Source organism: Leifsonia sp. EB34, from assembly GCF_041260585.1.
Taxonomy (GTDB): domain Bacteria; phylum Actinomycetota; class Actinomycetes; order Actinomycetales; family Microbacteriaceae; genus Leifsonia.
The window spans coordinates 494,062-516,009 of the sequence record NZ_JBGCCV010000002.1 but is presented as its reverse complement, the minus strand read 5'-3'; the positions used below and the strand labels follow the sequence as shown (position 1 = coordinate 516,009).

Below are 21,948 nucleotides of genomic sequence, written 5' to 3'. Positions count from 1 at the left end.
TCCGCCCTGCTTCGCCCAGGGCAGAACCTCGGTCAGCGGCCGGCGTGAGCGAGCTCCTTCCGCTCGTTCCGGGTGGTCTCCCCGACCGGCTCGAGCCCGGCCGCCGGCGTCGCCGCGACCGGCGCCGCGACGGCCTCCGGGGTCGCCTGCGGGATCGCCTCCGGGACCGCCCCCGGCACGCGCCGCACTCGGCGCCCGGCCGCCCGCTCCGCCCGGCGCTCGGCGCGCTCCTCGCGGAGCCGACGCAGCAGCTCCCGCTCGTGCTCGGCCCGCTGGACGTCCCCCGCGTACACCCGCGAGGCCACGAACTCGTCGGACAGCATCATGATTCACACCCTTCGCTCCACTGCTTTTCTTTCGATGACCTCAGATTCGTCGCTAAGGACCCCCTCCCACATCGGGAAGATGCCCTATTCCGGCGTCCGCAGGTCTCAGATGCGGAAGCGGGATGCCTAGACGCGGTACTCGACACCGCGCGAGGCCGGGGGCAAGCTGGCGGCATGGCACAGGTCAATGAGCTCCAACCGCCGTACCGGGTCGGCTACATCGTCGGCAGCATCTCGACAGGCTCCATCAACCGCAGGCTCTCGAAGGCGCTCTTGAAACTGGCGCCGCAGGAGCTGGTCTTCACCGAGGTCGGGATCGGGGACCTCCCCCTCTACAGCCGCGACTACGACGGGGACTTCCCCCAGGTCGCCCGTGACTTCAAGGCGTCCATCGCCGCCCAGCAGGCGCTGCTGTTCATCACGCCCGAGTACAACCGCTCCGTCCCCGGCGCGCTGAAGAACGCGCTCGACTGGGCGAGCCGGCCGTACGGGGAGAACGTGATCGCCCGCAAGGCCACGGCCGTCATCGGCGCCTCCCCCGGGCCGATCGGCACGGCGGTCGCGCAGCAGCAGCTTCGCAGCATGCTGAGCTTCCTGCAGGCGCCGCAGATGAACGCCCCGGAGGCCTACATCCAGCTCACGCCCGGCCTGATCGAGGACGACGGGAGCGTCACGAACGAGTCGACGGAGGCCTTCCTGCGCGGCTTCATGGTGTCGTTCTTCGAGTACATCGAGCGGGTGCTGACGGTCGTGCCGGCCCCGCGGTGACGGGCGTGCTCCTCTCGGACGACGCGGCATCGCGGAGCCTGGCGCTCCGCCCGCTGTCGCGCGACGGCGACCTGCTCATCCTGGAGGCCGTCGCGACCGACGGCGACCGGCGGTGGCTGCTGGCCGGGCCGCTGCTGAGCCTCGACGAGGCCGCGGAACTCGGCGCGTGGCTGGCCGGGCTCCCCGGCGACCTCACGCTGGGAGCGGACGAGTGGACGACGCTGACGTTCGCGTCGCCGGGGCTCTCCCTCGCGGGCCGGCGCGTGCCGGGCGGCGTGGTGGAGTTGCGGGTGTCCCTGCTCGGGATGGCGGCGCTCGGGATGGCGGCGGCGGACGGAGCGCCGCCCGCGACCGGGAGCGAGGGGGCGGCCACCGCCCCGCTCCCCCGCACCACGGATGTCGTGCTCGGCCTCAGCCTCCCGCCGGCCGCGGTGGAGCGGGCGGCCGTGGCGCTCGTGTCCGAGACGGCCCCGCTCCGCGCGTGAGCATCGCAGAGGGGGTCGCAACACGCCGCTACCACGTGGTGGTGACGGCGTGTTGCGACCCCGCTGTGTTACGACCTTGCTGTGCTGCCCGGAGGGGTCAGCGGCCGCCTTCGCGCTTGCGGTGCCGCTGCGCGACGGCCTGCGGACCGTACGGATAGACCTCGGTGCGCGGCGTGCTCACCTCGTCCAGCCGGGAGCGCTGCTCGTCGCTGAGTTCCAGGTCGGCCGCCGCCAGGTTGTCGTCGAGCTGCTCGATCGTGCGGGCGCCGAGGATCACGCTCGACACCGCGGGACGGTCGACCAGCCAGGCGAGCGCCACCTGCGACATGCTCGCGCCGGTCTCCTCCGCGACCGTCTGCACCGCGTCGATGACCTCCCAGGTGCGCGGGTCGGCGTTGCGGGCGTCGAAGGCCTCCATGCCGCGCTTCGGGTTCTCGCCCAGCCGGGTCGCGCCGGTGGGCGCCTCGTCGCGGCGGTACTTGCCGCTCAGCCAGCCGCCGGCCAGCGGCGACCAGGGCAGCAGGCCGATCCCGGAGTCCAGCGCGGCCGGGACGATCTCGTGCTCGATGCCGCGGACCAGGAGGCTGTACTGGGGCTGCAGGGTGACCGGCGCCACGAAGCCGTAGCCGTCCGCGACCGCGACGGCCTTGGTGAGCTGCCAACCGAGGTAGTTGGAGAAGCCGTAGTAGCCGATCTTGCCCGCCGTCACCGCGTCGTCGAGGAAGCGCAAGGTCTCCTCCAGCGGCGTCAGGGCGTCCCAGGCGTGCATCTGGTAGAGGTCGATCTGGTCGACGCCGAGGCGGCGCAGCGAGTCGTCCAGCGCCTTCCGCAGGTGCGTGCGGGACAGGCCGAGGTCGTTGGAGCCCTCCCCCATCGGGAAGCGCGCTTTCGTCGCGACGACCAGCCGGTCGCGCGCGCCGTGGTTGCGGGCCAGCCAGCGTCCGATGATCGACTCCGACGCGCCGGCGCTGTACACGTCGGCCGTGTCGATGAGGGTGCCACCGGCGTCGACGTACCGATCGAGGATGGCGTGGGAGGTCGATTCGTCGGCCTCCGCGCCGAACGTCATCGTGCCGAGGGCGAAGGCGGACACGATAGTGCCGCTGTTTCCGAGGGTCCTGAGGTCCATGCCCTCGACGCTATCCTTGCCGGGCTGGATCGCCTACCGTTTGCCAACGTGAAGCTGCTGATGATCTCCGACACGCACATCCCCGCCCGTGCGAAGGCGCTGCCACCGCAGGTGCTGGCCGAGGTGGAGGCCGCCGACGTCGTCCTGCACGCCGGCGACTGGGTGGACGAGGCGACGCTCGACGTCCTGGAGGAGCGGTCGCGGCGGCTGATCGGGGTGTGGGGCAACAACGACGGCCCCGGGTTGCGCCGCCGGCTGCCGGAGGTCGCGCGGTTCGAGCTGGACGGCCTGCGGTTCGCGATGGTCCACGAGACCGGCCCGGCGAAGGGACGCGAGGAGCGCTGCGAGCGCGACTTCCCCGACACGGACGTGCTGGTGTTCGGGCACTCGCACATCCCCTGGGACACCGTGTCGCCCGGCGGTCTGCGCCTGCTGAACTCGGGCTCCCCCACCGACCGCCGCCGCCAGCCCGCGTGCACGTACCTCACCGCGACCGTCGCGGACGGCGCCCTCACCGACGTCCGCCTCGTCCCCCTCCCCCCGCGCTAGCACCCGTCGAGTACGCGAATAATCTGCGTACTCGACGGTTTCGGCCTGATTATTCGCGTACTCGACGGGTTGTCAGGGGAGGTGAAGGAGGCCGTCGGTGAGGAGGGCGCGGACGGTGGGGAGGAGGTCGGCGCGCAGGGCGTCCTCGTCCACCTCGAAGATCTGGGCGAGGGCCCCGACGATCGCCGCGACGCTCAGGTCGCCGTCGCACGCGCCGACCAGCGCCGCCAGGCCGGTGTCGGCCCCGACCACGCGGCCGAACCCGCCGCCCTGGCGCAGCAGGATGGCCGTGGGCGAGTCGGCGCCCGGCCACAGGTGCCGCTCCTCGGTCACGTCCCCCGCGACGGTGAGCTGCAGTGCACCGAACGCGGCGTCGTCCAGCGCGGACTGCGCGTCATGCGCGGCCAGGCACTCCCCGAGGTGGACGCCGAGTCCGGCCCCGTTGTCGCCGAGCGGCCCGTGGATGCGCTCGAACCGGCGCAGCGTCGGCACGCCCTCCGCCCGGCGCAGCAGCACGTAGCCGAAACCGACCTCCCGGACGCCGCGCGCCTCGAAGTCGTCCAGCCACGCGCCCAGCAGCGTGTCGAACATCGGCGTGCCCGCCCGGGTGCCGCCGTCCCGGATCCAGGTCTCGGCGTACTGCGCGGCGTCTTCGGTGTCGCGCTCGATCACCCACGCGTCGAGCGGCTGGGCCGAGGCGTCCACCCAGCCGCGCACGCGCTCCAGGGCATCCGCTGTGTCGTGGTACTCCCAGTTGCCGAGGAGCTGCGCGACACCGCCGGGGTTCAGGTGCGCGCCGCAGCCGGCGATGAAGGCCGCGACCAGCCCGTCGCCGACCATCCCGCCGTCCCGGTACTCGTAGGCGGGCACGCCCTCCGTCCGTGGCGTGATGACGAACGGCGGGTTGGAGACGATGTGGTCGAAGGCCTCCCCCGCGACGGGCTCGAACATGCTCCCGAGCCGGAACTCGATGCCGTCGACCCCGTTGAGCTCGGCGTTCAGCGCGGCCAGCCGCAGGGCGCGCTCGGAGATGTCGGTCGCGACGACGCGGTCGGCATGCCGGGAGGCGTGCAGGGCCTGGATGCCGCACCCGGTCCCGAGGTCCAGCGCGGAGCGCACGGGCCGCTGGAGCATGAGGCCGCTCAGCGTCATGGAGGCGCCGCCGACGCCGAGCACGTGGTCTTCGGGGAGCGCGCCGCCGAGCGCCAGTTCGCCGAGGTCGGAGACGATCCACCACTCCGCGGGGCCGAGTGCGTCCACGAACGCGTAAGGGCGGAGGTCGACGGCGGGCGCGATGACGTCCGCTTCCGCGTGGACCAGTCCCAGCTCGATCGCACCGTCCAGCCCGAGCGTGGGGAGGGCCGCCGCCGCAGCGTCCCGGCCGACCGGTCGCCCGAGGACGAACAAGGCGGCGAGCGTCCCCAGTGGATCCGCGTCGCGCCGCGCGAGCGCCCGCTCGGCCGGGACCCGCTGCCCGCGGTGCAGGGCCTCGGCGGCCTCCTCGCCCCAGAGGGCGGTCAGGCGGTCGACGGTGAATCCGGCGGCGGCGAGGTCAGTGCGGAGTGCGGCGGTGGAGGTCACGCTGCAATTCAATCAGGAGCACAATGGGCGGCGTGAGCAGCGAGGAGACGACGATCCGCCGCCGAGCGGTCGTGACCGGGATGGTGCAGGGCGTCGGCTTCCGCTGGAGCGCCCGCGAGGAGGCACGCCGGCTCGGCGTGGCCGGCTGGGCTCGCAACCGCTCCGACGGCAGCGTGGAGGTCGAGGTGGAGGGCGCGGCGGCGGACGTCGAGCGCATGATCGACTGGTTGCGCGCCGGGCCGCCCGGGAGCGCGGTCGATGACGTGCGAGTGTCGGACGCGGCGCCCGACGGCGACGACGCATTCCGCATCCGGCAGACGGACTGAGCGCGGCGCCGGCCCGCGAACCCCGGACACCCGCAAGCACTGCCGCCCGCAAGCACTGCCGCCCGCGAGCCCTGACTCCCGCAAGCCCTGACTTCTGGCCCGCGCCCGGGCACAATAGGCACATGACCCGCGCAACGCTGCTGACCATCACCGTGCCCACCGGGGAGCCGGCGTCCGGCGACCCCGGTTTCGCCCTCGCCGACTTCGACGCCGCGCAGGTGCGGATCACCGACCTCGGCATCACCCGCGGCGACGGCGTGTTCGAGACCATCGCCGTCATTGACGGGCACCCGCAGGCGCTCGGCCCGCACCTCCTGAGGCTCGCGCACTCCGCAGAGCTCCTCGACCTCCCGGCGCCGGCCGAGCACGTCTGGCACGAGGCCGTCCTCGCCGGCATCGCGGACTACCGCTCGCGCAACGGCGACGGCGGCGAGCTGTTCGCGAAGCTGATCTACACCCGCGGCGTCGAAGGCGCCGGGTACCCCAGCGGCTGGATCTTCGTCGACGAGGGCGAGGACTTCACCCAGCAGCGCCTCGGCATCAAGGTGGTCGCGCTCGACCGCGGCCTGCGGCACGACGTGGCCGAGACCTCCCCGTGGCTGCTCGCGGGCGCCAAGACCCTCTCGTACGCCGTCAACCGCGCGGCCCAGCGGGAGGCCGCGCGCCGCGGCGCGGACGACGTGATCTTCATCAGCTCCGACGGCTACGCGCTGGAGGGGCCGACCTCCAACGTCATCCTGCTCGCCGACGGCGTCGTCCGCACCCCGCAGACCGACCAGGGCATCCTCGCCGGCACCACGCAGGCCGCGGTCTTCGCGTTCTTCGAGGAGCGCGGCCACGCGACCGAGTACCGGCGGATCACCGCCGCCGAGCTGGAGTCCGCCGACGCCCTCTGGCTGGTCTCCAGCGTCCGGCAGGCCGCCCCGATCACGCACCTCGACGGCCGCGAGTACCCGGTGGACGCCGAGCTGACCGCGGAGCTGAACCGGTATCTGCTGTCGCGGACGCACTGAGCGCGCACTGCGCACGCGGTGCTCAGCCGCCCGTGGACTCTCCGTTACACCCCGATTCGCGGTGCACGCCGGCGCCGCCTAGGCTGTACGCACCGTACCGGCGCCGACGCCGGGACCACCGCCAGGGGATAAGGAGGTCGACGTGGACGAGCAGGTCCCGAGGAGCATCGAAGTGCTGCGCCAGCAGGCGCGCGACGAGCTCGCTGCCCTCATCGAGCACCGCTGCCGCGCCGGCGAGGACCCCTGGCATTTCATCCCCGACCTGCCGAGCGTCGACGAGCAGGTGGTCATCTCGCTGCGCGCAGGAGCCATCGAGGACTTCGACCTCGCCGAGGAGCGGTCCCGCGCGCACCACCCGTCGGCCGGGCGCGACATCTACACGCGCTTCGAGTACGGCGTGCTGCGCCGGATCGCCCTGGAGCACCCCGAACTGAGCGAAGCGGTCTGGGGGATGCTCGACAAGGTCGAGCGCGCGTAGTAAACCAGGCGGCATGGGGATCGTGACCGCCGATATCGCCGTCTCGCTCGACGGGTTCGCCGCCGGGCCCAACCAGTCGCTGGAGAACCCGCTCGGCGAGCGCGGGGTGGAGCGACTGCATACCTGGATGTTCGAGTACGCCGACGCGCACGCGGAGGAGATCGCCGCCATCACCGCGGCGGGCGCCTACGTGATGGGCCGCAACATGTTCGGCCCGGTGCGCGGCGAGTGGCCCGCCGAGGGCGACACGTTCGGCGACTGGCGCGGCTGGTGGGGCGAGGAGCCGCCGTACCACGCGCCGGTCTTCGTGCTGACGCACTACGAGCGCGAGCCGCTGACGATGGCGGGCGGCACCCGGTTCGAGTTCGTGACCGACGGCATCCACTCGGCCACCGACCGGGCGCGAGCGGCAGCCGGGGACGCGGATGTCGCGATCGCGGGCGGTGCCGAGACGCTGAACCAGGCGCTCTGGGCCGGGATCGTGGACGAGCTGCGCCTGCACGTGGCGCCGATCACGCTCGGCGCGGGCGAGCGGGTGTTCGACCGGGTGCCGTCGCTGCAGTTGGAGCTGCTGCGCTCGCGCGTGACGCCGGAGGTCGCCCACCTGACCTACCGGGTGCTGCGCTGACGCGGCTCAGAGCCCGGCGGGCGAGGTGACCGGGAGCCGGCAGACGAAGTCGCGGCAGAGGTAGGCGGTCGGGAGGCCGTCGCGCGTGCCGCGGCCGGCGAACAGCTCGAACCCCGCCGCCGCCAGCGCGTCGCCCCGCGGTGCGTCCACGAGCGCGACCAGGGCGGCCGGATGCCGGCGGGCGGCCGCGATCAGCCCCTCCGGGTCGCCGGCGCCAGCGCCCTCCGCAGGCTCGCTCACGACGACGAGCTGCTGCGGCTCGCCCTCCAGCCGCGACATCAGGGCCAGCGCCGCGCCGAACGCGCTCGGCACGCTCGCCGCCGGGCCTGCGACGAGGCGCATCGCCTCCCGCGCGGCACGCTCGTAGCGCCGGCTCGCCGTCATCAGGAACAGGGTGTGCGCGGCGGAGGCCACTGCGGTGAGGCCGGACGGGTACGCGCCCTCCGACGGGTCGACGCGCACCGCGAGGCCGGTCGACTGCAGCAGCGGGTCGCCGCCGCCCGGCACGCCGAACGGGCAGTCGCCGCCGTCGTGTCCCTGGAGAACTCCGGCCGCCTCCAGGCACAGGTCGACCAGCTCCCGCGCGGTGGTCGCAGCCTCCACGTCGCCGCTCGCGAGCGCCAGCTCCAGCAGGCCGCCGGCGAGTCCGCCATAGTCCTCCAGCGTCGCGACGGCCTCCGACACGGCGCCGTCGACCGACGTGCGCGCGAGCGTTCCGTCGGGCCGGCGGTGCGTCCCGAGCACAGAGCGTGCCGCCTCCCCCGCCGCGACGATCCAGGCCGGCCGGTCCAGGATGCGGCCCGCGCGGGCCAGCGCGCCGATTGCGAACCCGTTCCAGCCGGTGAGCACCTTCTCGTCGATGGCCGGGGGCGCGAGCCGGGCGCGCTCGACCGGATCCGCGCGGTAGTAGCCGCCCTCCACGCGGGCGCCGTCGATCACGCTCTCGGAGTCCTGCGCCGAGGCGAACGCGCCGCCCGGCCGGCGCAGCACCCCGAGCAGGAAGGCGGCGACCCCGTCGGCCGTCCGCGCCGCCCACTCCTCGCCGGTCTGCGCCCACGCCGTGGCGTACGCGTCGAGGAGCTGCGCGTTGTCGTAGAGCATCCGCTCGTAGTGCGGGTCGCTCCAGTCGCGGCGGGTGGCGTAGCGGAAGAAGCCGCCGTCGACCGGGTCGCGCAGCGGGGAGTCCGCCATCCGGCGCAAAGTCCGATGCGCGAGTTCGCGCGCCGCCGGGCGGTCGAGCAGGAAGCCGAGCACCGGCGCGACCGGGAACTTGGGGGCGCCGCCGAACCCGCCGTACTGCGGGTCCTCGGTCTCCGCCAGCGCGCCGACCGCCGCGTCGAGGGCGCGGCCGTCCGGGAGCTCCGACACCGTCGTGGCTCGCGCGGCGGCCGCGGCGAGCGCCTCCCGCACCTTGCCGGCGTCGGCCTCCACCTCGGCACGGCGCTCGGCCCAGGCGTCGGCGACCGCGCCGAGGATCTGCGTGAACGACGGCCGGCCGCCGGTCGCGACGGGCGGGAAGTAGGTGCCTGCGAAGAACGCCCGTCCCGACGAGGTCGCGAAGACGGTCAGCGGCCAGCCCAGGCCCTCCGTGAACGCGCTCGCGGCCGACAGGTAGGCGGCGTCGACGTCCGGATGCTCCTCCCGGTCGACTTTGATGGAGACGAACCGCTCGTTCATCAGCGCCGCGACGGCCGGGTCGCTGAAGCTCTCCCGCGCCATCACATGGCACCAGTGGCAGGTCGCGTAGCCGATGGAGACGATGACCGGCACGTCGCGGCGGCGCGCCTCGGCGAAGGCCTCCGGCCCCCACGGGAACCAGTCGACCGGGTTCTCCGCATGCGCGCGCAGGTAGGGACTGATCGCGCCCGCCAGCCGGTTCGTCATGCGCTCACCCTACGACCGCATTGCTATCGTGGAGGACATGGTTGCACACGCAAATACCCCGCTTCTCACCCTGAACAACGGCACCACCATCCCGCAGCTCGGCTTCGGCGTCTTCAAGGTCGACCCGGCCGAGACGACGCGCATCGTCACCGACGCGCTCGAGGTCGGCTACCGCCACATCGACACCGCCGCCATCTACGGCAACGAGGAGGGCGTGGGCGCCGCGATCGCCTCCTCCGGCATCCCGCGCGACGAGCTGTTCGTTACGACCAAGCTCTGGAACGACCGCCAGACCGACGCGGAGGCCGCTTTCGACGAGTCCCTCGCCAAGCTCGGCCTCGACTACGTGGACCTCTACCTCATCCACTGGCCGACCCCGCAGAAGGACACCTTCGTCGAGGCATGGCGCTCGCTGGAGAAGATCTACGCCACGGGCCGCACCAAGGCCATCGGCGTCTCCAACTTCCTCGTCCCGCACCTGGAGAAGCTGCACGCGAACACCGACATCGTGCCGGCCGTCAACCAGATCGAGCTGCACCCGGCGCACCAGCAGCCGGAGGTGACCGCGTACTCCCGCGAGCACGGCATCCAGATCGAGGCCTGGGGACCGCTCGGCCAGGGCAAGTACCCGCTGTTCGAGGCTCCGGAGGTCGCCGGCCCGGCGGCGGCGCACGGCAAGACCCCCGCGCAGGTCGTCATCCGCTGGCACCTGCAGACCGGCAACATCGTCTTCCCCAAGTCGAACCGCCGTGAGCGCATGGCGGAGAACTTCGACGTCTTCGACTTCGAGCTGACCGACGCCGAGGTCGCCGCGATCACGGCGATGGAGCGCGAAGGGCGTGTGAGCGCGCACCCGGACGAGGTCAACTGAACCTGGAGTACCCCTGGCGCCGTGGCGGCGGGGGCGGAGGCCGGTCCTCCACCCCCGCCCCTTCCCGGCTAGGCTCGCAGGGTGAGAATCACCACGATCACGGGGAAGGTCATCTACATCGTCGGCGTCTTCGGACTGGTCCTGGCGCTGAACTTCTTCGTGATCGACCGGCTCGTCAACGCGTCGCTGGATGTGCTGATCGTCGCCATCCTCAATGTCGCGTACGTCATCGTCGGCACCCGCACGTTCCGCGGCGCGGGCGAGAACCGCGAGGACCCGCGGCCCTGGTGGCGGGCGACCGGCCGACCGGCCGCCGGGTTCTGGCTGGGCGGCGCGCTCGCGATCCTGGCGTTCATCTCGTGCGTCGGCGCGCTGGCGAGCAAGCCGGAGAACTCGTTCGTCCCCGCGGTCGCCTGCATCAGCTACGCGCTGCTGGCCGCGTACTACCTCAACTCCTCCTACCGCCTGCGCACCCTCGACACCGCCCCGTAACCCCCGCCGAGGGATGCGCGCGGCAACGGCCTACGCGACCGGGGTCTGCGACTCGAAGCGGGCGACCAGTTCGCGCTTGAGCACCTTGCCGCTCGGGCCGAGCGGGAGGACCTCCAGGATCTCCACCCGCCGCGGGTACTTGTAGGCCGCCACGCGCTCCTGCGCGAATACGATCAGCTCCTCGCCCGTCGCCTCGGCGCCCGGCATCAGCGTGACAGCCGCCATGATCTCCTGGCCGTGCGTGTCGTGTGCGACGCCGAACACCGCGACCAGGGCGACGGCGGGATGCGTCGACAGCGCCTCCTCAACCTCGCGCGGGTACACGTTGTAGCCGTTGCGCACGATCATGTCCTTCTTGCGGTCCACGATTGTGATGTAGTCGTCGTCGCTCTTCGTGCCGAGGTCGCCGGTGCGGAACCAGCCGTCCACGACCGCCTCCGCGTTCGCCTCCGGGAGGTTGAGGTAGCCCTTCATCAGGTTGTGGCCGCGGACGACGATCTCACCGAGCTCGCCGCGCGGCAGCAGGTGGATGGCGTCGTCCACCTCGGGGTCGGCGATCTCGACGTCCACGCCCCAGATCGGCTGGCCGACGGTGCCGACCCTGGTCGGCTTGCCGCGGTGGTTGAAGGAGGCGACCGGCGACGTCTCGGTGAGGCCGTAGCCCTCGTGGATGTCGATGCCGTAGACCTCCTTCATCCGCTCGATGACGGCCACGGGGAGGGCGGCCCCGCCGCTCAGGCCGTAGCGCAGCGGCGGCCGTTCCGGGTTGGTCTTGGCGGCCTCCAGCAGCGCGATGTACATGGTCGGCACGCCGGTCATGATCGTGCAGGCGTGCGCGTTGAGGAGCTGCAGTGCGGTCGCGCCGTCGAACTTCGGCACGAGCACGATGGCCGCCCCGGCGCGGAAGCCCATGTTCATCACGCAGGTCTGGCCGAAGGTGTGGAAGAGCGGGAGGCAGCCGAGCACGCGGTCAGTCGGCAAGAAGTCGAAAGTACCGGAGAGCAGGACGTTCACCTGCTCCACGAGGGCGAAGTGGCAGCCCTCCGCGCCCTTCGGCTTGCCGGTCGTTCCGCTCGTGTAGAGGATGGTCGCGGTGTCCACCGGGTCGCGCGGCACGAACGTGTCGATCGGCTCGGCGTCGGCCGCAGCGTCCTCCAGCCGCGGGAACGGGAGCTGCTCGACCATCTCATCCGGCACCAGCACCGAGAGGGTGCCGACCCCGGCGAGCGCCGCGCCCTTCGCCCCCTCCGCCAGGAGCGGCGCCGCGCAGATCAGCAGCGTCGACCCGGAGTCGCGCAGGACGTACTCGATCTCGGCCGCCTTGAGCAGCGCGTGGATGGGGACGACCACCGCGCCGAGGGCAAGCACCGCGTAGTAGGCGCGCGGGAAGTCCGGCACGTTCGGGATCATCAGCGCCACCCGGTCCCCCGGCCCGACGCCGAGGTCGCGCAGCGCTCCCGCGTAGCGGCGGGTCTGGTTCCACAGGTCGCGGTAGGCGATCTCCTGGCCGTTGAAGATCAGCGCCACGTTGTCGGGCATCCGGTGCGCGGTCTCGGCCAGGATGCTGGCGACGGACATGGTGGCGTAGCCGTGAGGCATGGCGGGGCTCCTTCGTCGACGGTGACGTGACCCGATCGGGTTGAGGGAAACCTACGTCACGGTGCGGATTGTCACAATGCCCCGTTTGCGGTGGGGCTCGCGGGCGAGGGAGGTGCGGGACCCTGGGTGCGCACCGGCCGGATAGACTGGAGGGCTCATGTCCGCACCGGTCGCCCTCCCCCGCATCGTCTTCCCGCCCGAGCTGCCCGTCAGCCAGAAGCGGGACGACATCGCGCGCGCCATCCGCGACAACCAGGTCGTGATCGTGGCGGGCGAGACCGGCTCGGGCAAGACCACGCAGCTCCCCAAGATCTGCCTGGAGCTCGGCCGGGAGAGCATCGGCCACACCCAGCCGCGGCGGCTCGCCGCCCGGACGATCGCCGAGCGGATCGCGGAGGAGCTGGGCCAGAGCGTCGGCGAGCTGGTCGGCTACCAGGTGCGCTTCACCGATCGCGTCTCGGCGGAGACCCGCATCAAGCTGATGACCGACGGCATCCTGCTCAACGAGATGCACCGCGACCGGCTGCTGCGCAAGTACGACACGATCATCATCGACGAGGCGCACGAGCGCAGCCTCAACATCGACTTCCTGCTCGGCTACCTCCGCGAGCTGCTTCCGAAGCGGCCCGACCTCAAGGTGATCATCACCTCCGCCACCATCGACCCGGAGAGCTTCGCCGCGCACTTCGCCGCCGCGGACGGCACTCCCGCGCCCATCGTGGAGGTCTCCGGCCGCACCTACCCGGTCGAGCTGCGCTACCGTCCCCTGGTCGCCGAGGCGCTGGAGGCCGACGAGGACGACCCGGATCCGCTCCCCGCCGTCGACCGCGACTACGTCCAGGGCATCAACGATGCCCTGGACGAGCTCGCCCGCGAGGCGCCCGGCGACGTGCTGGTCTTCCTCTCCGGCGAGAACGAGATCCGCGACGCCGCCGACGCGATCCGGGGCCGCAACCTCCCCGGCACCGAGGTGCTGCCGCTGTACGGGCGGCTGTCATCGGCCGAGCAGCACCGCGTCTTCCAGCCGTCCACGATGCCGGGCGTCCGGCGGCGGGTCGTGCTCGCCACCAACGTGGCCGAGACCAGCCTCACCGTGCCGGGCATCAAGTACGTCATCGACGCCGGAACCGCCCGTATCAGCCGCTACTCGACCCGCGCGAAGGTGCAGCGGCTCCCGATCGAGGCGATCTCGCAGGCGAGCGCCAACCAGCGCTCCGGACGCTCGGGCCGCACCAGCGACGGCATCGCGATCCGGCTGTACTCGCAGGAGGACTTCGAGAAGCGGCCGGAGTTCACCGAGCCGGAGATCCTGCGCACCAACCTCGCGGCCGTCATCCTGCAGATGATCTCGCTCGGGCTCGGCGACATCGCCGCGTTCCCGTTCCTGACGCCGCCGGACTCGCGCGGCATCAAGGACGGGCTGGACCTGTTGGCCGAGCTGGGAGCGACCAAGGCGTCCACGCGCTCCGGCGGCATCGAGCTCACCCGGATCGGCAGCCAGCTCTCCCGGCTCCCCATCGACCCGCGATTCGCCCGCATGGTCGTGGAGTCCAAGCGGCACAACACCTCCCGGGAGGTCATGGCGATCGTCGCCGGCCTCACCATCCAGGACGTGCGAGAGCGCCCGGTCGAGAAGCGCGGGAGCGCCGACGAGAAGCACGCCAGGTTCATCGACCCGACCAGCGACTTCCTCACCCTGCTGAACCTCTGGAACTACCTGGAGGAGCAGCAGCGCGAGCTGTCGTCCAGTGCGTTCCGGAGGCTGTGCAAGGCCGAGTACCTGAACTTCCTGCGGGTGCGCGAGTGGCAGGACGTCTACCGGCAGCTCCGCCAGCTCGCCCGGCCGCTGGAGCTCACCATCGGCGAGCCGAGCGTGAACCCGGACGGCATCCACCGCTCGCTGCTGGCGGGCCTGCTGTCGCACATCGGGCTCAAGGACGCACGCGAGTCGGGCAACAAGGGTTCGGCGCGCGGCCAGCGGCAGTCCGAGTACCTCGGCGCACGCCAGACCCGATTCGTGATCTTCCCCGGCTCTGCGCTCGCCAAGAAGCAGCCGAACGCGATCATGTCCGCCGAGCTCGTGGAGACCTCCCGGCTGTTCGCGCGGATGAACGCCGCGATCGACCCGGCCTGGGCGGAGCCGATCGCCGGCGATCTGTGCAAGCGGCAGTACAGCGAGCCGCACTGGGAGAAGAGCCAGGGCGCGGTCGTCGCCTACGAGCGGGTCACCCTGTTCGGCGTCCCGATCATCCCGCGCCGCCGCGTGCAGTTCGCCCGGATCGACCCCGAGCTCGCGCGGGAGCTGTTCATCCGGCACGCGCTGGTGGACGGGGAGTGGGACTCCCGACAGGCGTTCGACCGGGCTAACCGAAAGCTGCTGGCCGAGCTGCGCGAGCTGGAGGAGCGCACCCGCCGCCGCGACATCCTCAACGACGACGAGGCGGTGTTCGAGTTCTACGACGCGCGCATTCCGGCGGACGTGTTCTCCACGCGCTCGTTCGAGGGCTGGTGGAAGAAGGCGCGGAACGAGACGCCCGACCTCCTGACGATGACCCCGGAGGCGCTGCTCGAGGACGACGCGGCCGGCATCGACGAGGAGGCCTTCCCGCCGGTGTGGCGGCAGGGCGACCAGCGGCTCACCCTCCGCTACCGCTTCGAGCCGGGGGCGGAGGACGACGGCGTCACCGTGCAGGTGCCGCTTCCGCTGCTCGCCGGGCTGGTGCCGGACGGCTTCGACTGGCAGGTGCCGGGCCTCCGCCAGGACCTCGTGACGGCCATGATCAAGTCGCTGCCGAAGGCGATCCGCCGGCAGGTCGTCCCCGCGGCCGACTGGGCGAAGCGGCTGCTCGGCGAGCTGTCCAGCGCCGCCGGGATGGGCGCGCACGACGGCCGCCGCCCCGCGGCCTCCCTCGCAGAGACGCTCGCCGCGACCATTTCTCGGCAGACCGGCTCGCGGGTCACCGGCGCGGACTTCGACCTGGAGCGGCTGCCCGCCCACCTGCGGCCGACGTTCCAGGTGATCGGCGAGCGCGGCCGGCCGCTCGCGAGCGGCAAGGACCTGATGGCGCTGCAGGAGCGGCTGCGCTCGCGCGCCCGCGACTCGGTCGCCCGCGTCGCGGAAGCGCGCCAGCCCGACGCGATCGAGCGCTCGGGGCTGACGACCTGGGACCTGGACGAGCTGCCTCGCCACCTCGACACCACCCAGAAGGGTCCGGGCGGCACGGTCAACACCATCCGCGCGTACCCCGCGCTGGTGGACGACGGCGCGAGCGTCAGCATCCGGCTCATGTCGACGCCCGCCGAGCAGGCACGCGCGCTGCCCGGCGGCGTCCGGAGGCTGCTGCTGCTGAGCATCCCGTCGCCCGTGGCGTACGTGCAGCAGCACCTGACGTCGAACGAGAAGCTGACGCTGGCCGCGAGCCCGTACCCGAACACGAAGGCGCTGTTCGACGACAGCCTGCTCGCGGTGATCGACTCGGTGCTGTACCGGATGAAGCCGGACGGCCAGCTCTTCATGCGCGCCGAATTCGAAGCCGTGCGGGACCGGGTGTCCGGCGTGGTGATGGACTCGATGTTCGAAACCGTCGCGCTGGTCACGCGCATCCTGACCGCGGCGCGGGCGGCCGAGAAGGCGATCGGCGCCGTGACATCACTGACCTACCTGTCGGCGCTCAACGACGCGAAGACGCAGCTCGGCGGTCTGGTCTACCCCGGATTCGTCTCGGCGACCGGGCTCGAACAGCTCAAGCACCTCCCCCGCTACCTCAACGGGATCACCCAGCGCATGCAAGCGCTCCCGACGAACCCCGGCCGCGACCGCGCCTGGCAGACCCAGGTGGAGACGGCGGTCGCGCTCTACACGGAGGCCGGCGGCCGCATCCCGCCCGCGCCGCACGCGCCGGAGAACCTGGTGCACGCCCGCTGGATGCTGGAGGAGTTCCGCGTCTCCCTCTTCGCCCAGTCCCTCGGCACCGCTGAAACCGTCTCCCTCCAGCGCATCCGCAAAGTCCTCACCGGCTGACCCGCCATCGCTTCCTCACTTTCTCCCGCAACACGCCGGTCGAGAGCGGGAGAAAGTGAGGAACTGATGGCTGCGGGCGGGCGACGTTCAGACGCGGAGGTGGAAGCCGCCGTTGGAGTGCAGGAGCTGGCCGTTGATCCAGCCGCCGGACGGGGAGAGCAGGAAGGCGACGAGGTCGGCGGTGTCCTGGGGGCGGCCGAGGCGGCCGAGGGCGGTTTCGGCCGCGAGCGCTTCGGCGAGGTCGGGCGTCATCCAGCCGGTGTCGATCGGGCCGGGGTTGATGAGGTTGGCGGTGATGCCGAGGTGGGCCAGCTCGACGGCGGCAGCGATGACGATGCGGTCGAGCGCGCCCTTGCTGGCGCCGTAGGGCAGGTTGTGCGCGGTGTGGTCGCTGGTCAAGGCGACGATTCGGCCGGTGGCTGGGCCGTCGGGCGAGGGCGCCGCCTCGAACTGCTCGGCGAACGCCTTGATGAGGAGCCACGTGCCGCGGGTGTTCACCGCGAAGTGCCGGTCGAAGGCCTCCAGGCTCGTGTCGAGGAGCCCGCTGTCGACGGAGTACGCGTGGCTGGCGACCAGCGCGTGGATCGGGCCGAGCGCAGCACGGACGCGGGCGACGAGGTCCGCCGCACCGGTGTCCGTCGACAGGTCCGCCTCGAACCCGGAGACCCGCGCACCTGACGCCGACGTCTCCGCGGCGAGCGCCTCCGGGAAGCCCGGCGCGGGGCGCAGGTCCGCGAACGCGACGTCCCAGCCGTCGGCCGCCAGACGCCGCACGATGCCGGCGCCGATCGCGTTCGGCCGGCCCACGCCGGTCACCAGGACAAGGGGACGACTGCTCTCGGTCATCCCCCCATCCTGGCAGACGGGCTACGCGGCCGAGGTCACAGCACCTTCGACAGGAACGCCTGCGTGCGCTGGTGCTGCGGGTTGGAGAGCACCTCGCGCGGGTCGCCGGACTCCACCACGACGCCGCCGTCCATGAAGACCAGCTCGTCCGCGACCTCGCGGGCGAAGCCCATCTCGTGGGTGACGACGACCATCGTCATGCCGGAGGCCGCCAGGCCCTTCATGACGTCGAGCACCTCGCCGACCAGCTCCGGGTCGAGCGCGGAGGTCGGCTCGTCGAAGAGCATCAGCTTCGGGTCCATCGCGAGCGCGCGGGCGATCGCCACGCGCTGCTGCTGGCCGCCGGAGAGCTGCGACGGGTAGTGGTCGCCCTTGTCGGCCAGGCCGACGCGCACGAGCAGCTCGTTCGCCCGCTCGACGGCGCGCGCCTTCGACAGGCCCTTGACCCGGATCGGCGCCTCGATGATGTTCTCGAGGGCCGTCATGTGCGGGAACAGGTTGAAGCGCTGGAACACCATGCCGATCTCGCGGCGCTGGCGGGAGGCCTCCTTCGGCTTCAGCTCGTAGAGCTTGTCGCCGTGCTGGCGGTAGCCGACCACCTGTCCGTCGACCGACAGCCGGCCGGCGTCCACGCGCTCCAGGTGGTTGATGCAGCGCAGGAAGGTGGACTTGCCCGAGCCGGACGGCCCGATGATGCAGAGCACCTCGCCCGGGCGGACGGACAGCGAGATGGACTTGAGCACCTCGTTGGAGCCGAAGCTCTTGGAGACGCCCTCGGCCAGGACCATCGGCGTCACGCCGGCCCGTGCGGCCGAGTCGCGTGCGGTGGTGTCGGTCATCCCTTGCCTCCCAGGTTGTTGCCGTCGGGAGCGCCCGCGGCGGGAAGGGCGCCCGTGGCGAGCGCCGGCTCCTTGTTGTCCGGGCGGCGCATGTTGACGCCGCGCGAGAACCGCTTCTCCAGGAAGTACTGGCCCACCATCAGGATCGAGGTGAACAACAGGTACCAGAGCGACGCGACGATCAGCAGCGGGATCGGCGTGTACGTGACCGCGGAGATGTCGCGCGCGACACCGTAGAGGTCGGTGGTGAGCGGGATCGCCGCGACCAGCGAAGTGGTCTTCAGCATCGAGATGACCTCGTTGCCGGTCGGCGGGATGATCACGCGCATGGCCTGCGGGATGACGATGCGGGTCATCGTCTGCCACCACGACATGCCGAGCGCGGTCGCCGCCTCCTCCTGGCCGCTGTCGACGGAGAGGAGGCCGGCGCGCACGATCTCCGCCATGTACGCGGCCTCGTTGAGCGCCAGGCCGACGATCGCGATGATGAACGCGTTCTGCATGAAGCCGAGGTCGAAGTTGACGCCGAAGTGCGTCCACGGCACGCCGAGGAAGACGTGCGGGTAGATCAGCGAGAACAGGCCCCAGAACACGAGCTGCACGTACACCGGGGTGCCGCGGAAGACCCAGAGGTAGAGCCACGCGACGGACTTGACGACCGGGTTGGGCGAGAGCCGCATGACGGCCAGGACCAGGCCCAGGATGACGCCGATGACCATCGAGTAGACCGTGAGCTGGAGGGTCACGAGCGCAGCAGCACTGATGCGCCGGTCGAAGACGTACTTGCCGACGTACTGCCAGCCGTAGGCGGAGCGCTGCGAGGCGTCGATGACGAACCAGGCGAACAGCAGGATGAGCACGACCGCGAACACGATCCGCCACGGGTGGCGGAGCTTGACCGCCTTGATCGGCTCGGACGGCGGGGCGCCGGCCGGCGACGGGGCTGCCCCCGTCGCCGGACCGGCCGGATTGCCCTGGGACATGGTCAGCTCTTCGACGCGGCGTTGAGGTCGGCCTTGGTCACGCCGCCGTCGGCGACGCCCCACTTGTCGAGGATCTTCTTGTACGTGCCGTCGTCGATCAGCGCCTGGACGGTCTTCTGCAGCACCGGGGTCAGGCTGGAGTTCTTGGCGACCGGGATGCCGTAGGGCGCGACATCGAAGGTCTTGCCCGCGGCCTGGAGCTTGCCACTGGACTTGGACACCGCGTACAGGGTGACCGGCGAGTCGGCGCTGAGGGCGTCGGCCTTGCCGAGGATGACCGCGTTGGTGGCGTCGTCCTGGTTGTCGTAGCGGAGGGCCTGGATGGCCGGCTTGCCCTTGTCGGTGCAGGCCTTCGACTTGGCGGGAACCTCGTCGGTGTCCTCGTACGTGGTCGACTGGACGGCGACCTTCATTCCGCAGGCGTTGTCCGGGTCGACGTTCTTGCCCTTGGCGGACGCCCACAGGATGCCGGCGTTGTAGTAGTTGACGAAGTCGACCTGCTTCTCGCGCTCGACGGTGTCGGTGAACGAGGACATCCCGAAGTCGTCCTTGCCTCCGGTGATGCTGGGGATGATGTTGTCGAACTTGGCGATCGCGTAGTTGATCTTGAGGCCGAGCTTCTGCCCGATGGCGTTGGTGAAGTCGACTTCCCAGCCGGCGGGGTTGCCGTTGTCGTCCTTGTACTCGTTGGGCGGGTACGTGTCGTCCATGCCGACGGTGAGAACACCCGCCGACTTGATCTTCGAGGGGAGGCTGTTGGCGAGCGAGTCGTCCTTCTTCACGTCGAACGCGGCGCTCGACGCTGAGCCGCTCGACGAGGGGGTGGAGTTGTCGACACAGCCGGACAGCGCGAGCGCTGCCACGGCGGCGAGGGCGGCCACGGGGGCCACGGAACGGATGCGCATGATGGTAGTTGTCCTTCTTCCTGGTGCAGGGTGTGCAGGAGGGGTAAGGGGAGAATACCCTAGGCCCCAGGCATTACATGCATACTAAATCGCGCGCGAAACGCCAGTTTTCCTGCAAGTTTCGCGGAGATTTCGTGTTTCCTTGCGCGGAATCCGTCGTCTGGGCCGTGTGACGTCATCGAATGCGCGCGCCGCGCCGTGCCGCGCTAGGGTCGGGTCGTGATCCAACCGCAATCCGGCCTCGCCGCGACGGCCCGCGTGGTCGTCACCCGCCCCGACGACGCGCTCGCCGCACCGCTGGTCGAGGAGCTCTCCCGCGAGTACGACGAACGCTACGGATTCAACGACGGCATCCCCTCGTCGGCGGAGCTGTCGCGCTACCCCGCAGAGCGGTTCACGGCCGAGGAGGGCGGTACCTTCCTGCTCCTCGTGGACCAGGACGGCACCCCGGTCGCGGGCGGCGCCTTCATGCGGGAGGACGACTCCACGGTCGAGGTCAAGCGGGTCTGGACGCACTCCGGGTTCCGCCGCCAGGGCCTCGCCCGCCGGGTGATGGCCGAGCTGGAGGCCGAGGCCGCCCGCCGCGGGGTGCGCACGATCGTGCTCACCACCGGCGCGCGCCAGCCCGAGGCGGTCGCGCTGTACATCTCGCTCGGCTACTCGCCGCTGTTCGACCTCGACGACGACTGGGAGCGCGTCTCGTACCTCGGCTTCCGCAAAGACCTCTAGGGCGGTTCGGCGCGGCGTGATTCGGCGGGAGTTCAGCCGAGGAGGAGGTGCCGGGTCTCGGCGACGAGGACGTCGGCGGGAGCCGCATCCGCTGCCGGCTCAGCGGTGAGCGCGGACGCGAGCGGCCGGGTCCCCGCGCCGGTCGGCGTCGTGTCCAGGACACCGAGGAGGTCGGCGGCGTGCAGGGCCTCGATCGCGAGCACGTCCGCGGTCAGCGCGATTGAGCGCTGCACCAGGCGGAGCGCCAGGGGCGCGTAGGTCGCGTGGTCCTCCACGCCGGACAGCGTCGAGCTGCCGAGCGTCGCCGGCGCGGCGAGCTGGCGCACCTCGGCCACAGCGTCGGCCGCGGCGTACAGCAGGAGGCCGGGGACGCGGGTGCGGCCGTCCCGGCGCGCGGGCGCGAGCGCGAGCGAGAGGGCTGCGCTGCGGCGCTCGGAGGCCTCCGCGACGTGGGCCAGAGCGACGCGCAGGTTCTCCAGCGCGAGGGCCAGCGGGAGGGCCTGGAAGTTGCCGCCCGAGATCAAGCGGCCGCTCGGGAGGTCGACCACCGGGTTCTCCGAGCGCGCGGCGAGCTCCACCTCCAGCTCGAAGCGGAGGCGGGCCACGGCCTCCCGCAGCGCGCCGTGAAGCTGCGGCGCCGTGCGGAACGCGAGCGGGTCCTGGACGGTGACGGCTCGCTCCGGCGATTCCAGGTCGCTTCCGGCCAAGGCGGTACGGATCGCGTGCGCGGACGCGCGCTGGCCCTCGCCTCCGCGCGCCTCGGCCACGGCCGCCGAGTACGGGCTGAGGTTGCCCGCGGGCCCGTGGGCGCCGACCGCCTCCAGCGACAGCGCGACGACCAGGTCGGCGGCCTCGGCGACCTGACGGGCGGCGAAGGAGGCGAGCGAACCCACGCCGACGCTCAGCGCGTTGGCGCTCAGGGCGGCGAGCGCCTCGTGCGGTGCGAGTTCGATCGGGTGGAGGCCGGCGTCGGCCAGCGCGACGTCGGCCGGCACGTCCTCGCCGTCGCGCAGCACCGTCCCGGCGCCCATGACGACGGCGGCGACCTCCGCGAGCGCGGTCAGGTCCGCCGCACCCACCGAACCGCGCGACGGGATGCGCGGCGTCACGCGCGCGTTCAGCAGCGCCGCGTAGGCGTCGGCGAGCTCGGGCCGGACGCCCGCTCCCCCGCGCGTGAAGCCGGCGAGGCGGGCGGCGACGACAGCGCGCGCCTCCGGCTCGGTGAGCGGTTCGCCGATGCCGCCGCGGTGGTTCGCGATGGTGCGACGCTGGAAGGCGGCCAGCTCGTCCGCCTCCACCGCGTCGTCGCGCCCGGCGCCGAGGCGGCGGTTCAGGCCGTAGACCGGCTCCCCCGACTCGATGGCGCGGTCGACCACCGCGCGGGAGGCCGCGATCGTCGCCCGCGCGTCGTCGTCGAGCTGGACGGGAGCGCCCTCCGCGACCGCCACGATGTCGGAGACCGACGGCGCCGCCGCGCCGAACCGGACGGCACGCAT

The 21,948-nt window shown here is 71.9% G+C and carries 21 protein-coding genes; 11 read left to right on the top strand and 10 right to left on the bottom strand.

The window, feature by feature from the left end:
- Positions 1-32: 32 nt before the first annotated feature.
- Entirely contained in the window at positions 33-326 is a 294-nt protein-coding gene (locus tag ABIA36_RS11945; protein ID WP_369962609.1) for a hypothetical protein, read from the bottom strand.
- Positions 327-500: 174 nt separating this feature from the next.
- Between ABIA36_RS11945 and ABIA36_RS11940 the strand changes: the two genes are divergently transcribed.
- Positions 501-1,094 (top strand): NADPH-dependent FMN reductase, encoded by a 594-nt coding sequence (locus ABIA36_RS11940; RefSeq protein ID WP_369962608.1) that lies wholly within the window; start codon positions 501-503, stop codon positions 1,092-1,094.
- 5 nt (positions 1,095-1,099) lie between these two features.
- Entirely contained in the window at positions 1,100-1,579 is a 480-nt protein-coding gene (locus tag ABIA36_RS11935) for a hypothetical protein (protein WP_369962607.1), read from the top strand.
- A 97-nt stretch (positions 1,580-1,676) separates the two neighbouring features.
- Here ABIA36_RS11935 and ABIA36_RS11930 read toward each other — a convergent pair whose 3' ends face one another.
- Positions 1,677-2,708, bottom strand: a complete 1,032-nt coding sequence (locus tag ABIA36_RS11930; protein WP_369962606.1) for an aldo/keto reductase — start codon at positions 2,706-2,708, stop codon at positions 1,677-1,679.
- A 60-nt stretch (positions 2,709-2,768) separates the two neighbouring features.
- Between ABIA36_RS11930 and ABIA36_RS11925 the strand changes: the two genes are divergently transcribed.
- On the top strand, positions 2,769-3,257 hold the full coding sequence (locus tag ABIA36_RS11925) for a metallophosphoesterase (protein WP_369963742.1): 489 nt from the start codon (positions 2,769-2,771) through the stop codon (positions 3,255-3,257).
- A 72-nt stretch (positions 3,258-3,329) separates the two neighbouring features.
- On the opposite strand, the gene ABIA36_RS11920 is transcribed toward ABIA36_RS11925, so the two are convergent.
- On the bottom strand, positions 3,330-4,838 hold the full coding sequence (locus ABIA36_RS11920) for a PqqD family peptide modification chaperone (protein ID WP_369962604.1): 1,509 nt from the start codon (positions 4,836-4,838) through the stop codon (positions 3,330-3,332).
- A gap of 32 nt (positions 4,839-4,870) precedes the next feature.
- Between ABIA36_RS11920 and ABIA36_RS11915 the strand changes: the two genes are divergently transcribed.
- The 4 genes from ABIA36_RS11915 to ABIA36_RS11900 all read left to right on the top strand — a co-directional run bounded on the left by ABIA36_RS11915 (position 4,871) and on the right by ABIA36_RS11900 (position 7,283).
- Positions 4,871-5,164, top strand: a complete 294-nt coding sequence (locus ABIA36_RS11915; protein ID WP_369962603.1) for an acylphosphatase — start codon at positions 4,871-4,873, stop codon at positions 5,162-5,164.
- 122 nt (positions 5,165-5,286) lie between these two features.
- A complete protein-coding gene (locus ABIA36_RS11910) occupies positions 5,287-6,177 on the top strand; it encodes an aminodeoxychorismate lyase (RefSeq protein WP_369962602.1) in 891 nt (296 codons plus the stop codon).
- A gap of 142 nt (positions 6,178-6,319) precedes the next feature.
- Complete coding sequence (locus tag ABIA36_RS11905) at positions 6,320-6,655, top strand: hypothetical protein (RefSeq protein WP_369962600.1); 336 nt, start codon at positions 6,320-6,322, stop codon at positions 6,653-6,655.
- Between the two features lie 13 nt (positions 6,656-6,668).
- Positions 6,669-7,283, top strand: coding sequence for a dihydrofolate reductase family protein (locus ABIA36_RS11900; protein ID WP_369962599.1), 615 nt, complete (start codon positions 6,669-6,671; stop codon positions 7,281-7,283).
- A 6-nt stretch (positions 7,284-7,289) separates the two neighbouring features.
- On the opposite strand, the gene ABIA36_RS11895 is transcribed toward ABIA36_RS11900, so the two are convergent.
- Positions 7,290-9,167: a thioredoxin domain-containing protein gene (locus tag ABIA36_RS11895; protein ID WP_369962598.1), complete on the bottom strand. Its 1,878-nt coding sequence runs from the start codon at positions 9,165-9,167 to the stop codon at positions 7,290-7,292.
- A 37-nt stretch (positions 9,168-9,204) separates the two neighbouring features.
- On the opposite strand from ABIA36_RS11895, the gene ABIA36_RS11890 reads away from it, so the two are divergent.
- The gene (locus ABIA36_RS11890) at positions 9,205-10,038 is read left to right on the top strand and encodes an aldo/keto reductase (protein WP_369962597.1); all 834 of its coding nucleotides are present in this window, start codon (positions 9,205-9,207) and stop codon (positions 10,036-10,038) included.
- A gap of 81 nt (positions 10,039-10,119) precedes the next feature.
- A complete protein-coding gene (locus ABIA36_RS11885; RefSeq protein WP_369962596.1) occupies positions 10,120-10,530 on the top strand; it encodes a hypothetical protein in 411 nt (136 codons plus the stop codon).
- 30 nt (positions 10,531-10,560) lie between these two features.
- Here the strand turns inward: ABIA36_RS11885 and ABIA36_RS11880 are convergent, their stop codons facing one another.
- Positions 10,561-12,129 carry a long-chain fatty acid--CoA ligase gene (locus ABIA36_RS11880; protein WP_369962595.1) on the bottom strand — a complete coding sequence of 523 codons (1,569 nt, stop codon included), beginning with the start codon at positions 12,127-12,129 and terminating at the stop codon, positions 10,561-10,563.
- Positions 12,130-12,286: 157 nt separating this feature from the next.
- On the opposite strand from ABIA36_RS11880, the gene hrpA reads away from it, so the two are divergent.
- Positions 12,287-16,150 carry an ATP-dependent RNA helicase HrpA gene (gene hrpA, locus ABIA36_RS11875; RefSeq protein ID WP_369962594.1) on the top strand — a complete coding sequence of 1,288 codons (3,864 nt, stop codon included), beginning with the start codon at positions 12,287-12,289 and terminating at the stop codon, positions 16,148-16,150.
- Positions 16,151-16,237: 87 nt separating this feature from the next.
- On the opposite strand, the gene ABIA36_RS11870 is transcribed toward hrpA, so the two are convergent.
- Genes ABIA36_RS11870 through ABIA36_RS11855 form a run of 4 tightly spaced genes read right to left on the bottom strand, consistent with a single transcriptional unit; the run spans position 16,238 to position 19,723 of the window.
- Positions 16,238-16,996: an SDR family oxidoreductase gene (locus tag ABIA36_RS11870; protein WP_369962593.1), complete on the bottom strand. Its 759-nt coding sequence runs from the start codon at positions 16,994-16,996 to the stop codon at positions 16,238-16,240.
- Between the two features lie 35 nt (positions 16,997-17,031).
- Positions 17,032-17,784, bottom strand: a complete 753-nt coding sequence (locus ABIA36_RS11865) for an amino acid ABC transporter ATP-binding protein (RefSeq protein ID WP_369963741.1) — start codon at positions 17,782-17,784, stop codon at positions 17,032-17,034.
- A 47-nt stretch (positions 17,785-17,831) separates the two neighbouring features.
- Positions 17,832-18,818, bottom strand: coding sequence for an amino acid ABC transporter permease (locus ABIA36_RS11860; RefSeq protein ID WP_369962592.1), 987 nt, complete (start codon positions 18,816-18,818; stop codon positions 17,832-17,834).
- Between the two features lie 2 nt (positions 18,819-18,820).
- Positions 18,821-19,723, bottom strand: coding sequence for an ABC transporter substrate-binding protein (locus ABIA36_RS11855; RefSeq protein WP_369962591.1), 903 nt, complete (start codon positions 19,721-19,723; stop codon positions 18,821-18,823).
- 219 nt (positions 19,724-19,942) lie between these two features.
- On the opposite strand from ABIA36_RS11855, the gene ABIA36_RS11850 reads away from it, so the two are divergent.
- The gene (locus ABIA36_RS11850; RefSeq protein ID WP_369962589.1) at positions 19,943-20,452 is read left to right on the top strand and encodes a GNAT family N-acetyltransferase; all 510 of its coding nucleotides are present in this window, start codon (positions 19,943-19,945) and stop codon (positions 20,450-20,452) included.
- A gap of 32 nt (positions 20,453-20,484) precedes the next feature.
- Here the strand turns inward: ABIA36_RS11850 and ABIA36_RS11845 are convergent, their stop codons facing one another.
- Positions 20,485-21,948: an aromatic amino acid ammonia-lyase gene (locus ABIA36_RS11845; protein ID WP_369962588.1), complete on the bottom strand. Its 1,464-nt coding sequence runs from the start codon at positions 21,946-21,948 to the stop codon at positions 20,485-20,487.

What these genes read in the sequence shown, in the direction of transcription:
- ABIA36_RS11945 (WP_369962609.1), bottom strand. Translation starts at nt 326, where the DNA reads ATGATGCTGTCCGACGAGTTCGTGGCCTCGCGGGTGTACGCGGGGGAC.
- ABIA36_RS11940 (WP_369962608.1), top strand. Translation starts at nt 501, where the DNA reads ATGGCACAGGTCAATGAGCTCCAACCGCCGTACCGGGTCGGCTACATC.
- ABIA36_RS11930 (WP_369962606.1), bottom strand. Translation starts at nt 2,708, where the DNA reads ATGGACCTCAGGACCCTCGGAAACAGCGGCACTATCGTGTCCGCCTTC.
- ABIA36_RS11925 (WP_369963742.1), top strand. Translation starts at nt 2,769, where the DNA reads ATGATCTCCGACACGCACATCCCCGCCCGTGCGAAGGCGCTGCCACCG.
- ABIA36_RS11910 (WP_369962602.1), top strand. Translation starts at nt 5,287, where the DNA reads ATGACCCGCGCAACGCTGCTGACCATCACCGTGCCCACCGGGGAGCCG.
- ABIA36_RS11900 (WP_369962599.1), top strand. Translation starts at nt 6,669, where the DNA reads ATGGGGATCGTGACCGCCGATATCGCCGTCTCGCTCGACGGGTTCGCC.
- ABIA36_RS11895 (WP_369962598.1), bottom strand. Translation starts at nt 9,167, where the DNA reads ATGACGAACCGGCTGGCGGGCGCGATCAGTCCCTACCTGCGCGCGCAT.
- ABIA36_RS11890 (WP_369962597.1), top strand. Translation starts at nt 9,205, where the DNA reads ATGGTTGCACACGCAAATACCCCGCTTCTCACCCTGAACAACGGCACC.
- ABIA36_RS11880 (WP_369962595.1), bottom strand. Translation starts at nt 12,129, where the DNA reads ATGCCTCACGGCTACGCCACCATGTCCGTCGCCAGCATCCTGGCCGAG.
- hrpA (WP_369962594.1), top strand. Translation starts at nt 12,287, where the DNA reads ATGTCCGCACCGGTCGCCCTCCCCCGCATCGTCTTCCCGCCCGAGCTG.
- ABIA36_RS11870 (WP_369962593.1), bottom strand. Translation starts at nt 16,996, where the DNA reads ATGACCGAGAGCAGTCGTCCCCTTGTCCTGGTGACCGGCGTGGGCCGG.
- ABIA36_RS11865 (WP_369963741.1), bottom strand. Translation starts at nt 17,784, where the DNA reads ATGGTCCTGGCCGAGGGCGTCTCCAAGAGCTTCGGCTCCAACGAGGTG.
- ABIA36_RS11860 (WP_369962592.1), bottom strand. Translation starts at nt 18,818, where the DNA reads ATGTCCCAGGGCAATCCGGCCGGTCCGGCGACGGGGGCAGCCCCGTCG.
- ABIA36_RS11855 (WP_369962591.1), bottom strand. Translation starts at nt 19,723, where the DNA reads ATGCGCATCCGTTCCGTGGCCCCCGTGGCCGCCCTCGCCGCCGTGGCA.
- ABIA36_RS11845 (WP_369962588.1), bottom strand. Translation starts at nt 21,948, where the DNA reads ATGCGTGCCGTCCGGTTCGGCGCGGCGGCGCCGTCGGTCTCCGACATC.